11 protein-coding genes are annotated in these 15,986 nt (G+C 59.1%); 5 read left to right on the top strand and 6 right to left on the bottom strand.

What is annotated here, in order from left to right:
- Positions 1-458: 458 nt before the first annotated feature.
- The 3 genes from fusA to rpsL form a co-directional block, all read right to left on the bottom strand.
- Positions 459-2,534 (bottom strand): elongation factor G, encoded by a 2,076-nt coding sequence (gene fusA, locus CZ345_RS13360; protein ID WP_077073594.1) that lies wholly within the window; start codon positions 2,532-2,534, stop codon positions 459-461.
- Between the two features lie 6 nt (positions 2,535-2,540).
- The gene (rpsG, locus tag CZ345_RS13355; protein ID WP_077073593.1) at positions 2,541-3,011 is read right to left on the bottom strand and encodes a 30S ribosomal protein S7; all 471 of its coding nucleotides are present in this window, start codon (positions 3,009-3,011) and stop codon (positions 2,541-2,543) included.
- 78 nt (positions 3,012-3,089) lie between these two features.
- Complete coding sequence (gene rpsL, locus CZ345_RS13350; protein WP_077073592.1) at positions 3,090-3,464, bottom strand: 30S ribosomal protein S12; 375 nt, start codon at positions 3,462-3,464, stop codon at positions 3,090-3,092.
- Positions 3,465-3,987: 523 nt separating this feature from the next.
- Here rpsL and hypD point away from each other — a divergent pair.
- Together hypD and trpB are read left to right on the top strand one after the other, a co-directional pair.
- Positions 3,988-5,088 carry a hydrogenase formation protein HypD gene (gene hypD / locus CZ345_RS13345; RefSeq protein ID WP_077073591.1) on the top strand — a complete coding sequence of 367 codons (1,101 nt, stop codon included), beginning with the start codon at positions 3,988-3,990 and terminating at the stop codon, positions 5,086-5,088.
- A 319-nt stretch (positions 5,089-5,407) separates the two neighbouring features.
- Positions 5,408-6,622, top strand: a complete 1,215-nt coding sequence (gene trpB, locus CZ345_RS13340) for a tryptophan synthase subunit beta (RefSeq protein WP_077073590.1) — start codon at positions 5,408-5,410, stop codon at positions 6,620-6,622.
- A 104-nt stretch (positions 6,623-6,726) separates the two neighbouring features.
- Here the strand turns inward: trpB and CZ345_RS13335 are convergent, their stop codons facing one another.
- The 3 genes from CZ345_RS13335 to CZ345_RS13325 form a co-directional block, all read right to left on the bottom strand.
- Positions 6,727-7,911 (bottom strand): MFS transporter, encoded by a 1,185-nt coding sequence (locus tag CZ345_RS13335; RefSeq protein WP_077073589.1) that lies wholly within the window; start codon positions 7,909-7,911, stop codon positions 6,727-6,729.
- A gap of 141 nt (positions 7,912-8,052) precedes the next feature.
- Positions 8,053-10,008, bottom strand: coding sequence for a TRAP transporter permease (locus CZ345_RS13330; RefSeq protein ID WP_077073588.1), 1,956 nt, complete (start codon positions 10,006-10,008; stop codon positions 8,053-8,055).
- Positions 10,009-10,084: 76 nt separating this feature from the next.
- The gene (locus tag CZ345_RS13325) at positions 10,085-11,047 is read right to left on the bottom strand and encodes a TAXI family TRAP transporter solute-binding subunit (RefSeq protein ID WP_077073587.1); all 963 of its coding nucleotides are present in this window, start codon (positions 11,045-11,047) and stop codon (positions 10,085-10,087) included.
- Positions 11,048-11,554: 507 nt separating this feature from the next.
- Here CZ345_RS13325 and CZ345_RS13320 point away from each other — a divergent pair.
- The 3 genes from CZ345_RS13320 (at position 11,555) to CZ345_RS13310 (ending at position 15,982) form a co-directional block, all read left to right on the top strand.
- Positions 11,555-12,385, top strand: a complete 831-nt coding sequence (locus CZ345_RS13320) for an amidohydrolase family protein (protein WP_077073586.1) — start codon at positions 11,555-11,557, stop codon at positions 12,383-12,385.
- Between the two features lie 150 nt (positions 12,386-12,535).
- Positions 12,536-15,034 (top strand): (2S)-3-sulfopropanediol dehydratase, encoded by a 2,499-nt coding sequence (gene hpsG, locus CZ345_RS13315; RefSeq protein ID WP_077073585.1) that lies wholly within the window; start codon positions 12,536-12,538, stop codon positions 15,032-15,034.
- Positions 15,035-15,091: 57 nt separating this feature from the next.
- Complete coding sequence (locus CZ345_RS13310; protein WP_077073584.1) at positions 15,092-15,982, top strand: glycyl-radical enzyme activating protein; 891 nt, start codon at positions 15,092-15,094, stop codon at positions 15,980-15,982.
- Positions 15,983-15,986 lie beyond the last annotated feature (4 nt).

The raw sequence follows: 15,986 nt of genomic DNA, 5'->3' as shown, positions 1-15,986 counted from the left end.
TTCCTTTTCCGTCATGTTTTTTCCCTGAAAAGTATGATTCCGTGTCGTTATAAGAAGAAACAGCGCAGCGGCGCAACGCTTGTCTGCCTGCGGCCTGCAGGGGAGGCCGCCTTCTGCCGTATCGGCGCGGGAAGGCGGCGCGGGCCGTGTTCGCGCTGCGTTTCGGCTTCTGCATATCGTTTTTGCGGAACGCCCCGGAATGCAGCCGGAATGTGCCGGGGCCGCATCCCCCGCGGAGCTTTTTCCTTTTGCGTTTACGGGGCGGGAGGTCCTCTTTCTTCGTCGTGGAGGAGAGCATACCGCACGGCTCCCTGCGGCGGAAGTCTTCCGGCCTGCGTCGTCGGCTTTCTTCCATGGGAAGCCGGATGCGCGTCATGCCGGAAAAGGCATGAAAAAAGGCCGGAGCTTTCGCCCCGGCCTTCGCGTTCTTTGGCCTTGTCAGGGAATACCCTGTACGACTAGTTCTTCTTGGCTACCAGTTCTTCAGCAATGCTGGCGGGCACTCTTTCGTAGTGATCGAACTGCATGCTGAAGGTGGCGCGGCCCTGCGTACGGGAACGCAGGTCGGTGGCGTAACCGAACATTTCAGACAGCGGCACATGGCAGCTGATGACCTGGGCGCCGGCGCGGGCTTCCATGGCCTGCACCTTGCCGCGGCGGCCGTTGAGGTCGCCCATGACGTCGCCGAGGTAATCTTCGGGAGTCACCACTTCCACGCTCATGATGGGTTCCAGAAGCACGGGGCTGGCCTTGCGCATGGCGTCCTTGATGGCCATGGAACCGGCAACGTAGAAGGCCTGTTCGGAGGAGTCCACTTCGTGGTAGGAACCGAACACGAGGTTGACCTTCACGTCCACGGCGGGGTAGCCGGCGAGCACGCCGCTCTTCAGAGCGTCCTGGATACCCTTGTCGATGGCGGGGATGTATTCCTTGGGAATCACGCCGCCCGTGATGGAGTTGATGAACTCGTAGCCCTTGCCCGGGTTGGGTTCGACCTCGATGACGGCATGGCCGTACTGGCCGCGACCACCGGACTGCTTGGCGTACTTGGTGTCGGACTTGGAGGGTTTGGTGATGGTTTCGCGGTACGCAACCTGGGGCTTGCCCACGTTGGCGTTCACGTTGAATTCGCGGGTCAGGCGGTCCACGATGATGTCAAGGTGGAGTTCGCCCATGCCGGCGATCAGGGTCTGGCCGGTTTCCTCGTCGCCCGTCACGCGGAAGGAGGGGTCTTCCTTGGAGAGCTTGTTGAGGGCGGCGGAAAGGGCGTCGCGGTCGGCCTTGGTCTTGGGTTCGATGGCAACCTGGATAACGGGATCCGGGATGTCCAGGGATTCCAGAACCACGGGAGCGTCGTCGTGGCAGAGGGTATCGCCGGTGGAGACGTTCTTGAGGCCCACGAGAGCGACGATGTCGCCGGCGCCGGCCCACTTGATTTCTTCACGCTTGTTGGCGTGCATACGCACGATACGGCCGATACGTTCCGTCTTGCCGGAGGTGGAGTTCAGCACGGACATGCCGGGTTCCACGAAGCCGGAGTAGACGCGGAAGAAGGAAAGGTGACCGATGTAGGGGTCGGCCGCCAGCTTGAACACCAGACCGGCAAGGGGAGCCTTGTCGTCGGCGGGGCAGAGCACTTCTTCGTCGGTGTGGGGGTTGGTGCCCTTCATTTCCGCGATGTCGAGGGGAGAAGGCAGGTACTCGACGATGGCGTCGAGCAGAAGCTGCACACCCACGTTGCGGAAGGCGGTGCCGCACAGCACGGGAACGATGGTCTGGGCGATGGTGGCCTTGCGGATGCAGTAGTGGAGGTCTTCTTCGGAAAGCGTGCCTTCTTCAAGGTACTTTTCCATCATGGCCTCGTCCTGTTCGGCCACGGCTTCCATCATTTCCAGACGCTTTTCTTCGTACAGGTCCATCAGGTCGGCGGGGATTTCCTCTTCCCAGAAGTCGGAACCCTTGCTTTCCTTGTCGAACATGATGGCCTTGCCGCGGATGAGGTCCACCACGCCGCGGAATTCATCTTCGTGACCGATGGGCAGCTGCAGCATGACGGGGTTGGCCTTCAGGCGGTCATGGATGGTCTGCACGGAATGGAAGAAGTCCGCGCCGATTCTGTCCATCTTGTTGATGAAGCAGATACGGGGCACGTTGTAGCGGTTGGCCTGACGCCACACGGTTTCAGACTGGGGTTCCACACCGTTCACGCCGTCGAACACGGCCACGGCGCCGTCGAGCACACGCAGGGAACGTTCCACTTCGATGGTGAAGTCCACGTGCCCGGGGGTGTCGATGATGTTGATGGTGCGGCCCTTCCACTGGCAGTGGGTGGCGGCGGAGGTGATGGTGATGCCGCGTTCCTTTTCCTGTTCCATCCAGTCCATGGTGGACTCGCCTTCGTGCGTTTCACCGATCTTGTGGTTCACGCCCGTGTAGAAAAGGATACGTTCGGTGGTCGTCGTCTTGCCGGCGTCAATATGGGCCATGATGCCGATATTGCGCAGATCCTTGATTTCAAAGGTACGGTTGGACATGGCGGCCTACCAGCGGAAATGGGCGAAGGCCTTGTTGGCTTCGGCCATGCGATGGGTGTCTTCCTTCTTCTTCACGGAACCGCCGCGATTGTTGAAGGCATCGATGAGTTCGGCGGACAGCTTGGCGATCATGCCCTTTTCACCGCGGGCGCGGGAATAGGTGATGAGCCAGCGCAGAGCCAGGGAAATCTGGCGTTCGGGGCGCACTTCGACGGGCACCTGATAGTTGGCGCCGCCCACGCGACGGGACTTGACTTCCACATGGGGCTTGACGTTTTCCACAGCCTTTTCAAAGGCGTGCAGAGCTTCTTCGCCCGTCTTTTCACCGAGGATTTCCAGAGAGCGGTAGAAGATCGTTTCCGCCGGGCCCTTCTTGCCGTCGTACATGAGACGGTTCACGAAGCGGGCCACGAGGCGGCTGTTGTAGATCGGATCAGGCAAAATTTCCCTTTTTGCAATGGGACCTTTGCGGGGCATGGTGATTCCTCCGTAAGAAAGTTGGAATGGCCTTCAGAACCACTGAAAGACCATAAAAATGGAGTGAAGACTCTAAAATCAGTTCTTGGGACGCTTGGCGCCGTACTTGGAACGACGCTGACGGCGATCCTGCACGCCGGAGGTGTCCAGGGTACCACGAACGATGTGGTAACGGACACCGGGAAGGTCCTTCACACGGCCGCCGCGGATCATCACGACGGAGTGTTCCTGAAGGTTGTGGCCTTCGCCGGGGATGTAAGCCGAAACTTCGATGCCGTTGGTCAGGCGCACACGGGCGACCTTACGAAGAGCGGAGTTAGGCTTCTTGGGGGTGGTGGTGTACACACGGGTGCACACGCCGCGGCGCTGGGGGCATTCCTGCAGAGCCGGGGTCTTCTTTCTCTTCACCACCTTCTTCCGTTCGATACGGATAAGCTGCTGAATAGTAGGCATGTGTTCCTCCAAAATAAAAACACAAAGTTAGGCCAAAGAACGATATCAAATATCTTTGAACGCCTTTTTTGTCAAGGAATTTCTCCCCGGCAGGGGAAAGAATCCGGGCAGGCCGGGGGAGATTCTGAAAAAGCATAAGAAAAACAATATTAAAGGGTTGCCGTGTACCGGCGGGGAAGAACCTGCGCACGGCGTTCTGCCTCTTCGCTGCGCTGCGGCGGAAGGCGGGCGGGGCAGGCCGCGGCCAGACACGGAGGCTGCCTCGTCGCGCCTTCCGGGGGCAGCGTTCCGCAGGCCCGCGGAGGTTCCGGCAGACGCATCGTTTCACATTCCTGTTGTTCTGCTCCGGCTGCGCAGGCATCGCCCCTGCCGGGGAAAGAAGGCAGGGCGTTTCTCCGGCGACGCGGACCGGGCGCGCCGTCATGCCGGGGACCATGCGGCGCGTGAAGCGGTTCCGGCTCCATCCGTTGACAGGGCCGGGCACGGCGTTTACCCAAGAAGAGAAACATTTTCAGGAGCAGGCATGGATATTTCTTCCTCCTTCCACGATCCGGCGCTCTGCCGGGCGCTGCTTGACCGCCTTTCCCGCGAGCTTCAGGCTCTGGGCCGGCCGGTACGCTTTATGGAAGTATGCGGTACGCATACGGTTTCCCTTTTTCGGAGCGGGCTGCGTTCGCTTCTGCCCGAAGGGCTTGAACATCTTTCCGGGCCGGGCTGTCCGGTATGCGTGACCCACGATTCCGAGGTGGCGGCCTTTCTCCGTGCGGCGGAAAAGCCGAACGTCGTGGTGGCCACCTTCGGCGACCTTCTGCGCGTGCCCGGGCCGGACGGGCGTTCCCTCAAGCACGCCATGGCGGAAGGGGCGCGCGTGCAGGTGGTCTATTCTCCGCTGGACGCGGTAAGACTGGCGGCGGAACATCCTGCGGATACGGTGGTCTTTCCTTCCGTGGGCTTCGAGACCACGGCTCCGGTCATTGCCGGGGCCGTCATGGCCGCGCGCAAGGCGAACGTGACCAACTTCCGCATCATCGCCTGCAACAAGCTTGTGCCTCCGGCCATGAGGGCCCTGCTGGAGGGAGAGGAAAAGAGCCGCGTCGACGCCTTCCTGCTGCCCGGGCATGTGGCCGTGGTGCTGGGGCTTGAACCCTTCGCCTTTCTTGCGCGAGAGTACGGCAGGCCCGCCGTGGTGGGAGGCTTCGAACCTGCGGACATTCTTTCCGCACTCTGCCTCATGGTGGAAATGCTGCGGGAGAACAGGCCCCGGGTGGGCAATACCTACATGCGCGCCGTGAGTGCGGAAGGGAGCCCTCAGGCCCGCCGCATCATGGATACGGTGTTCACGGTGACGGATGCGCGCTGGCGCGGACTCGGGCGCATTCCTCAGAGCGGCCTTGCCCTGCGCGACGAATGGCGCGACTTCGATGCCATGGAAAGCCTCGGTCTGGAATTTGAGGAAACGGGGCATATCCCCGGCTGCCGCTGCGGCGATATCCTGCGCGGCGCGCTTACCCCCGACAGGTGTCCGCTTTTCGGCAGGGTCTGCACGCCGCAGAATCCCACCGGCCCCTGCATGGTTTCTACGGAAGGAAGCTGCGCCGCCTGGTTCCGTTACCGGGGGGCGTGAGCCGCAGCCCTTTTTGTCCCGGGGCTTTGCGCCTTTTCCGGAACATGCGTGAATATTAAAAGGAAAAAATCGTGTTCCTCCCCGGTGTTTTCCCCGGGGTTCTCCTTGACAGAACAGCTCTTTTTCGTTAGAGAGTAAACCCATGAATACGAAGAACGCCATATCCTTTATCTGCCAGTGGTGGTGGCCCTGCTAAAAGGGCCGGGTTCTGGAGTATTCACCACATTACCTATCGAACCGCGGTCGGAGCAACGGCCGCGGTTTTTTTACAGGCAGAAACGGAAGGCCGTGCTCCCCCTCAAATAAGAAGGAGCATCCTATGAGCGTTTCCGAATCCAGCAAAACCTGTGCCCAGGCGTTTGAAACCGGTTTCTTCGGCCCCTACGGCGGCCAGTACGTTCCCGAAGCCCTGAAGAAGGTGCTGGACGAAGTCAACGAAGCCTTCACGCACTATCGCGACGACCCCGATTTCAAGGCCGAGCTGGCCGACCTCTTCGCCCATTACTGCGGGCGTCCTTCTCCTGTTTTTCACTGCCGCAATCTGAGCCGTGAACTCGGCGGCGCGCAGATCTATCTGAAGCGCGAGGACCTGAACCACCTCGGCGCGCACAAGATCAACAATACCCTGGGTCAGGTGCTTCTGGCGCAGCGCATGGGCAAGAAGCGCCTTGTGGCGGAAACCGGCGCGGGTCAGCACGGCGTGGCCACGGCCGCCACGGCTGCGCTTTTCGGCATGGAATGCATCGTGTACATGGGCGAGGAAGACATGCGCCGTCAGGCGCTCAACGTGTTCCGTATGCGCATGATGGGGGCGGAAGTGCGCGCGGCCATGAGCGGCCAGCGTACCCTGAAGGAAGCCGTGGACGAAGCCCTGGAATGCTTCGTGAAGGAACCGGACATGTTCTATGTGCTCGGCTCCGCGGTGGGTCCGCATCCCTATCCCGTCATGGTGCGTCACTTCCAGTCCGTCATCGGCAAAGAATCCCGCGCCCAGTGCCTGGAACAGATAGGCCGTCTGCCCGACTATGCCGTGGCCTGCGTGGGCGGCGGCTCCAACTCCATCGGCATGTTCGCCGGTTTCCTCGATGATGCGGAAGTGAAGCTCGTGGGTGTGGAACCCGGCGGCAAGGGGCAGGGATACGGCCAACATGCGGCGAGTCTGTGCAAGGGCAAGCCCGGCATTCTGCACGGCTTCAACAGCTATGTGCTTCAGGACGAAAACGGCGGCGTGGCTCCGGTGTATTCCATTTCCGCCGGTCTCGACTACCCCGGCGTGGGCCCGGAACACAGCCAGCTTAAAGATTCCGGCCGGGCCGAGTATGTGACCGTGACCGACGACGAGGCCGTGGAAGCCTTCCTTACCCTTTCCCGCAGGGAAGGCATCATTCCCGCGCTGGAATCCTCCCACGCTCTGGCCCACGCCATGCGCATCGCGCCCACGCTGGACAAGGACAAGATCATCCTGGTCTGTCTCTCCGGCCGCGGCGACAAGGACGTGACGCAGATTTCCGAACTTCTCAAGGGCAGAGTGTAGTTTTCTCCTTCGGGAAGTGAAAAGGGGCGGCGCCTTCGGGCGTCGCCCCTTTTGCATGGAATGTCCCGCCGTATGGGCAGCAAGGGGCATGTCTTTTTTGAGGGCTACGAGAGCGATGCTATATGTCTTGCCCGCAGAATAAGAAGAATATCCGCAGCGCTGATGAACAGCAGCAGGGTGATAAACGCCCCGACGCCCCAGGAACTGTAGATGATGACGGGAATAAGGGAACCGAGGGCGCTGAACAGATAATAGACGCTGAGATACAGGCTGTTCGTGATGCCGTGGTCATAGGATGAGGCCCGGTTCACCATGCCGGGGCAGTTGCCGTAAATGATGGCGAAGGCTGTCCCCGCTCCCAGCATGGCCGTACATGCCGGAAGAAGGGACGGAAAGAGAAAGAGAGGAAAGAAAAGAAAAAACAGGGAGGCTGCCGCCAGCAGAAGGTTCCATTCTCCTTTCAGAATATTCAGCAGCCGGCGGCTGTTCATGGCCACGCATGCACTGAACAGGCCGGTGAGATAGGCAAGACCCACGGCTGCTTCAGATATACTGCTGTCGATGCTCCGCAGGTGAAAGGGAAGAAAGTTCAGAACACCGGAGTAGCCGAAAATGCAGACGGGGCCGATGAGCAGGACGGGGAGAAGTTTTTTGTCCCGCAGGAAGGAGCCGACGGCGGAAGGGCTGAATTCGTGACTTCCCGGCTTTTCCGCGTCGGAAACATACAGGGAAGGGACTATGGCGCACAGTTGAAGCAGGCCGAAGAAGGCAAGCGTGGAGCCGGGAGAAAAACGGGAGCAGAGAAAGCCCGCAAGAATACGTCCTCCGTAGGCTCCCACCATGGTTACGGCCGCATAGGTGGCCATTTTCACCTGAAGTTCGCGTCCGCAGTACAGGGAACCGATGCGTGTTGTGAGGCACAGAAGAACGGCCGGCAGCAGGATTCCCTGTACGGAGCGGAAGAGAAGCATGACAGGAAAGTTTCCGCTGAGTCCTGCAAGAAACAGGGAAAGCCCCGCGCCGAGCAGGGAAGCACGCAGCAGTCTGCTGAGAGTGAGAAAATGCAGCAGCCTGCCGTAGAGAAAAGGTGCTGCTGCAAAAGGCAGAATCGTTACGGTCATGAGAAGTCCGGCTTCCGGTTTGGAAATGTTTTCCCCTGCGGCAATGGTATCCAGAAGCGGCTGCGGACAGTAAAATCCCATGAAGGTCAGTACGGTAACGGAAAGAAGCGCGGCGTATTCTTTTTTGCAGGAATCGATGCGCCTGCCAGTGGCGGAAGAATCCATCATGAAAGTTCCTTCTGACAAGGGCCGCTGCGAATGTTCGCAGCGGCCCTTGCGGGAATGAGGGACACCGTCATGCACGGTGACAAGGCAGAGGAAGAGTGTTGGCTTTTGCTCCGGCTGCTCCCTCGGAGAAGCTGATATCCGTCATGCCTGAACCTTTTCGCCGTCGGTCCGGGCCTGCCTGCTTTTTCTGACGTTCCACAGAATCAGGGCGACGAGCAGTCCGCAGCCCGCGATGTCGGTGATGAAGCCCGGCTTGATGAGCAGCATGGCGCATGCCACATACAGCGCGCGTTCCGCATGACTCACAGAGGTTTTCAGGTAGCCGATGATGGCGATGGAGAGGGCGATCACGCCGACGATGGCGGTAATGCAGGCCTGAGCAATGGAGAGCGGATCGCCAACCAGCAGAAGCTGCGGTCCGTACACGAACATATAGGGAATGATGAAGCCGGCTATGCCCAGTCTGACGCTGACGCAGGAAACCTTGAGCGGATTGGAGTGGGCGATGGCCGCTGCCGCGAAGGAGGCAAGAGCTACGGGCGGCGTGATGGCGGAAAGGGAGGCGTAGTACAGAACGAACATGTGCGCTGCAAGTTCGGGAACTCCCATGTCGACCAGGGCGGGAACCACCACGGAGGCGGGGATGGCATAGGCGGCGATGGTGGGCAGGCCCATGCCGAGCAGAATGGTCAGCAGCATGGTCAGCACGAGGCATACGAAGAGGTTGCCGCCCGACAGACTGACCACGATGGATGCTATCTTCAGGCCGAGACCGGTGAGGGTGAGCGCCCCCATGATCATGCCTGCGGCCGCACACGTCGCCGTTATCTGTATGACGTTCATACCGCCGTCTTTGATGGTTTCACACCATTCCTTCATAGTGAACATGCTGCCGGAGGAGAGACGTCGTTCCACAATGCCGATGCCGATGGCGGAGACAAGGGCCACCAGGCCGGAGAAGACGACGGAAGCCTGCATGATGAGAAGACAGTACAGAAGAACGAAGACGGGCAGGGAAAGATAGGCCTTGCGTCGTATGTTCTTCCACGGGGGCAGTTTGTCGCGGGAAACACCCATCAGACGGATACGGCCGGCTTCAAGATCCACGGACATGTAGAGTGCCACATAGTAGAGCAGCGCGGGCAGAGTGGCGGCCACCATGATTTCCGTGTAGGGCATGTTGATCATCTGTGCCATAAGGAACACAGCCGCGCCCATGACGGGGGGCATGATCTGTCCGCCTGTGGAGGCGCAGGCTTCCACCGCGCCTGCGAATGAGGGACTATAGCCCGTTCTTTTCATCAGAGGGATGGTCAGCGTACCGGTGGTGACCACGTTGCCCGTACTCGTGCCGTTGACCATGCCGAGAAGGCCGCTGGAAATGATGGCCACTTTGGCGGGACCTCCGCGGGAACGGCCTGCGGCGGCGTAGGCGAAGTCCATAAAGAAGGGAGCTGCGCCGGAAAGCTCGAGAAAGGCCCCGAACAGGACGAAAATATAGACGAATCGGGCCGTGGTACCGAGGGGAATGTTGTAAATGCCCTGCGGGCTGAACATATAGCTTACGATACGTTCCAGCGAATACCCCTTATGCCACAGAAGCCCGGGGAGCCACGGTCCTACGACGCAGTAGATCAGAAATACGACGACGAGCAGCGTGAGCACCCAGCCTGCCGTGCGGCGGCTCAGCTCGAGCACCGTTATGATGGCGAGGCAGCCGAACAGCATGTCGTAGCCTTCGGGAAGAACGCCGGCTCTGTCTATGAGTTCCGTGAAGTGGTACATGACATAGACATATGTCGACAGGCTCGCGAGAATGAGAAGAATATCGAGGATGCTTACGGAATGAAGAAAATGCTTATGGGCCGCATAGTAAATGAAACCGATCACCATGACGAAGTTCAGATGCGTGATGCTGAATATCCATGGATCGGTCGGGGAAAAGGCAAGTATATAAATATGATAGATGGCCATTAATACGGTGACGAGATAAACGAAGATCAGAGTTTTTCCTGATATCGTTCTTTTCAGACTGACGTGTTCCTCCTGCGGAATCACGACTTCGTCGGTTTTGGCCTGAGGATCATGCTGGTTCATGCGTACTCCGGTGGCGGGAGGCGGGAGAGGCGTGGCCTCCCCCGCGGGTGCCGAAAGAATGAAGGGCCTGAGGGCGTTATCGGATGAGATTGTCGGGAATATTGACACCGTGCTCCTTATACCAGCGCGCGGCGCCGGGATGGATGGGGATGCAGGAGGTGAGCACGTCTTCCGGGCGGGTGTTGCAGGTATCCTTGTAAATGCTTTCGAAGGCGTCGAGATGGCTGAAGAAGGCGTCGATGAGCTTGTAGGCCAGATCGTCGTCGAGAGACTCATGACAGATGAACAGGTTCCAGTACATGAGCGTGGGGCGGGGCGTCGTGAAGTTTTTGTAGCCGCCGGCAGGTCTCATACCTATGTACCAGGAGGGGTATGCCTTGATGAAGGTTTCCATATCTTCCTGAGAGATGTCGAGAATCTGCACCGTGTTGGTGGAGTCCACTTCGACGGCGGGGGCGAAGGGTTCGCCGCCGCTGCCTGCAGCCGCGTCGATCATGCCGTCCGTCATCTGGCCGGGAATGTCGTTCATGCCCGTGTTGACGATTTTTTTGGGAGTGATGTTGAGGAGCTTCAGCAGGCTGCGGTAATACTGGTCGGGAGTCCCTCCCTTGGGCCCGGGAGCAAAAATCTTGCCTTCAAGATCGCGGATGTTCTTGAGGCCGGAGTCGGCCAGGGCATAGAAGGTCGCGTAGCTCGGATACATGGGGAAGAGCGTGCGGATGCTGTGGTACTTTCTCTTTGCCCAGTCCTGACCATTCCATGCATCGAAGACGGCGGGCATACTTACCGTGCCGAAATCCAGTTCCCGGCTTTCAATCAGTTTGATGTTGTGCACGGGACCGCCGGTTACCTCAATATTCATCGCGTAGTCGGGGATGGCTTCACGGACGATCTGATTCCACGGGCCGGACCAGATATAGTAGGTGCCGCCTACGGTGGCGGTGCCAACGGAGCCGCCCCGCGGGGCGGCCGTCGCGGCGGAAGAGCCGAAACACAGGGCGAGGGCCATTACCAGAGCTGAGTGCAGGAAACGATTCATAAAAACTCCCTGGGGTTAAAAGTCCGTTCGCAGGAAAGCAAGCATAGCTTTGCAGGTAAGCTTTTTCGCACGGAACGCTTTTGTGAAGTAATTTTGCAAAATCCGTGCCAATATATTGGTAATTTTTATATTTTATTGAATTTTATACTTTTTATTTTGATGGGTCTGTCAGGAATAGCGTCGTGCAGATCCGTGTAAGGGGTGCATTGTTATTTTTATTGCAAATAAAGGGGGGAGGAAAGAAGGGCATTTTTGTTTTTGCAAACACGTTCTTCTCAGAGGACCGGTTCCAGTTCGAGCAGCAAGGTGGGACAATGGCTCCAACATGATGGATTCCATGCAGATATGGTCATGTTTTATGGGTTGCCGGTATTGCAAACGCCCAAATGAAAGAACTCGCAGAAGAGTTTTGGGGAAAAGGGGTATTCTTGTAATATATTGATATATATAATATTTTATATGTTGGCATGTTTTTTGAAAATAAGATGCCCAAGAGAGGAAAAAGACATGTCCATCATAGATTTCCGTTACCGGCCCTCGACCAGAGCGTCGCTGGACAGTTTCATCAGGCATCCCGTGTACAGGGAATACGTCAAGCTCACCCCCTTTGCTTCCACGCCTGCAAAGAGCCTTGAAGCCTGCGTGGAAGAGCTGCAGTCTCTGGGCATCGAGAAGGCCGTGTACACCGGCCGCGACTGTGAAAGCACCTATGCCTATCCGCCCTCCAACGATCTGGTGCTGGAGTGTATGCGGGCCTTTCCCGACCTTTTCATCGGCTTTTACGGTTTCGACCCGCACAAGAAAATGGCGGGCGTGCGCGAGTTCCGCCGTGCGGTGGAAGAAGACGGGATGCGCGGTGCGTCCATAGAGCCGTGCATGGCGCATATCCGCGCCGACGACGCGCTCTACTATCCCCTTTATACGGTATGCTGCGAGCTGAACGTGCCCGTCATCATCACGGCGGGGCTTTCTCCCTTCATGCCCGACGTTTCCCTCGACCCCATGCACCCCGTGTACATCGACAACGTGGCGCGCGATTTTCCCGAGCTGCGCATTCTCATCAGTCACGGCGGTTATCCGTGGATGCTCGAGGCCGTGGCCGTGACGCAGCGCAACCGCAACGTGTATCTCGATTTCTCAACCTGCGTGGGCAAGCCCCAGTCGCAGACGCTCATCGAGGCCGCAGGCTCCGTCATTTCCCGCAAGGTGCTTTTTGCCAGCGCCAACCCCTTTGTGGACGTGAGCCGGGCGGTTTCCGCCTTCCGCAACATGCCTTTCAGCCCGGAAGTCATGGAACGGATTTCCCACGTCAACGGCCGGGAATTTCTCGGACTTTAAATCAGCGCAGGCGGCCCTGAAAACGTCGTTCAGCGGCCGCACTGCCCGCGTACTGCGGAAAACGCGCATTTTTTGTACCCCGGCGCGGGTGTCCGCTCCCGCGTCCTTCCGGCGGCTTTTTCACGACAAGCCGTTCCAAGGAGCATTGTCATGTCCTGCTGTGAACATCTGGCCTATTCCGGCCAGGAACAGACCATTCTCGACCGCATCGCGGGCAAGAAGGACCCCAACGAAGCGAAGCATCCGCGCCTGTACAAGCTCATCAGCGTCTTTGACGGCAAAAAGCCGTTCATCGACGTGGAGCGCGCCCGTCTGTTCACGGAATCCATGAAGGAAACCGAAGGCGAAATGCTGGTGCTGCGCTGGGCCAAGGCACTGAAGCACATGGGTGAGAAGATGACCGTCTACATCGACGACGATCAGCTCATCGTGGGCCGCATGGGACATCAGGGTTCCCGTTACGGCATCCTGTACCCGGAACTGGACGGCGACTATCAGGCCTCGGCCCTGAAGGAACTTCCCTCCGATCCCGCCTCTCCCTTTGAAGTCACGGAAGAAGACGCCCGCGTGGTGGAAGAGCTCATCACTCCCTACTGGAAGGACAAGACCTTCCATCAGGATCTGAACAAGCGCCTGCCCGGGGATTCTCATCGTCTGGCCTATGCCGACGAGGGCGGCTATCAGTCGCGCTACATCTGCTGCGAAACGGCCTCCAACCGTTCCAGCCTTCAGTGGTGCCTCGACTACGAACGTCTGTTCAAGCTGGGGTACAAGGGCATCAAGGAGGAGGCTCTTGCCGCTCTTGCCGCTCTTGACCCCGACGATCCTCTGGACCAGTGCGAAAAGCGTCCCTACCTGGAAGCCATGGTGCTGCTGAGCGAAGGCATCGTGACCTGGGCGCACCGCTATGCGGCCAGGGCCCGTGAGCTGGCCGCCGCGGAAAAGGACGGGAAGCGCCGCGCGGAGCTTCTGCAGATTGCGGAAAACTGCGAATGGGTGCCCGAAAATCCGCCCCGCACCTTCTACGAAGCGTTGCAGGCCCACTGGTTCGTGCAGGCCTTTGCCCGCCTCGAACAGAAAATCAGCTCCAATCCCACCAACGGCCGCATGGACCAGCTTTTCTGGCCCTATTATGAAAAGGACGTGCGCGAAGGGATCATGGATGAAGACAGGGCCGTGGAACTTTTCCAGTGCATGTGGGTGAACATGGCCCAGTGCCTGGACCTGGCCATCACTCCCTACAACAAGGCCACCCATGAAGGCTATTCCCACTGGGAGGCCGTGACCATAGGCGGCCAGACCCGCGACGGCCGCGACGCCACCAACGAACTCACCTATGTGGTGCTGCGCTCCAAGCGCGAATGCCCCCTGCATTATCCCGACCTTGCCGCGCGCATTCATGCCCGCAGCCCGGAACGCTACCTTTACGAGGTTGCCGAAACCATCAAGCAGGGCTGCGGTTTCCCCAAGCTTCTGAACGATGAGGAAATCATCCCTCTGCATCTGGCCAAGGGCGCGCCTCTGGAAGAGATCTACGACTACGCGGCCTCGGGCTGCGCTGAAATCCGTATGCCCCGCGTGGATACCTACACGAGCGGTCATGCCCAGTTCAGCCTGGGCGCCGCGGTGGAACTCACCCTGTACAACGGCCGCATGAAGAAGTTCGGCGACGAGCTGCTCACGCTGGAAACCGGCGACGTGCGTACCTTTGATACCTGGGAGAAGTTCTGGAACGCCTATGTGAAGCAGCAGATGTTCATCATCCGTCACGCCTTCCTCCAGCAGTACCACATCATCAGAACCCGTGCTGCCCACTTCGCCACGCCGGTATCCGATTCCCTGCATGTGCTTGCCATGCGCGAATGTGTGGACCTGCATCAGGATCATCAGTACAAGGGCGGCCTGAACCTCGGTTACTTTGAATGCCTGGGCTACAGCACGGCCATCGACTCCCTCGCCGCCATCAAGAAGGTGGTGTACGAAGACGGCATCCTGTCCATGCAGGAAGTGCTGGACGCTCTTGAGTGCGACTTCGTGGGCAAGGAGGACGTGCAGGCCATACTCGCCAACGCGCCCAAGTACGGCAACGATGATGAATACGCCGATTCCATCGGCCTTGAAATCGACCGTCTGGCCCAGGAGTTCAGCGCGAAATACGCGCACAGGCTCGGCATCCGCTGCGACTTCCGCATGGTGCCCTTCACCTCCCATGTGCCCTTCGGCCGTGTGGTTTCGGCCACGCCCAACGGGCGCAAGGCCTGGACGCCGCTTTCCGACGGTTCCTCCGCCTCCCACGGCGCGGATATCAACGGACCCACCGCCGTGCTGCGTTCCAACTTCAACACCAAGAACTACAACATGAGCCAGAGGGCCGCGCGTCTTCTCAATGTGAAGTTCTCCCCCAAGTGCCTGGAAGGGGAGGACGGCACCAGAAAGCTCGTAGACTTCATCCGCGTGTTCTGCGATCTGCGTCTGTGGCATGTGCAGTTCAACGTCATCAACCGTGAAACGCTCATTCAGGCCCAGCAGCATCCCGAGCTCTACAAGGGACTCATCGTCCGTATCGCGGGCTACAGCGCCTACTTTACGGAACTTTCCCGCGATCTGCAGAACGACCTGATCGCCAGAACGGAACACGACAAGATGTAGTTCTTTTCCTTCCGCCGGCCCGGAGTCTCCGCTCCGGGCCGGTTTTCAGGAGCCTCCATGAGCGCGACGCACGGCATCATTTTCAATATTCAGAAATTTTCCATACACGACGGCCCGGGGATACGCACGCTGGTCTTCTTCAAGGGCTGTCCCCTGCGCTGTCTGTGGTGCTGCAACCCCGAATCCCAGTCCCCGGAGCCGGAACACGGGTACAGGCCCGAAAAATGCTTCGGCTGCGGCCGATGCGTGGTCCGCTGCGGGAAAGGCGTGCTTTCCCTGAAGGAAGACCGCACCCTTGCCATACGGCGCGATCTGTGCCGGGCCGAATGCCCCGACTGCGTCAAGGTCTGCCCCGACAAGGCGCTGGTGTTCTACGGCAGGCCCTATACCGTGGAAGAAGTGCTGAAGGTGGTGGAGCAGGACGCCCTTTTCTATACCCGTTCCGGCGGCGGGCTTACCGTGAGCGGGGGAGAACCGCTCATGCAGCCGGCGTTTCTGCTGGCGCTCTGCCGGGAGGCCGGGCGCAGAAGAATAGACGTGGCCATGGAAACGAGCGCCTTCGCCCCCGAGGAGACCTTCCTTTCCGTCATGCCCCATATCCGTCACCTCATGGTGGACGTAAAGCATATGGACGAGCAGGCGCACATGAAGGCCACGGGGGTTTCCAACAAGCGCATTCTCTCCAACCTTGAGGCGCTCCGCCGGGAATTTCCCTCCCTGCCCCTCAGAATACGCACGCCCGTGATTCCCGGCATCAACGACGACGAGGACAACCTGCTCGCCACGGCCGATTTCGCCCGTTCCCTCGGCGCGGAATACGAGCTTCTGGCCTATCACAGCATGGGGCGTTCCAAGTACGAGTCGCTGGGCAGAAGCTATCCCATGGGCGATGTACAGCTTCCCGGAGCGGACTTTGAAGCCTTGAAAAAAAAGGTCGCTTCCCTATAATATC

Source organism: Mailhella massiliensis, from assembly GCF_900155525.1.
In the GTDB taxonomy this organism is placed as follows: Bacteria; Desulfobacterota; Desulfovibrionia; order Desulfovibrionales; family Desulfovibrionaceae; genus Mailhella; species Mailhella massiliensis.
The sequence above is the reverse complement of the archived record's forward strand: the minus strand, read 5'-3'. Positions and strand labels throughout refer to the sequence as shown.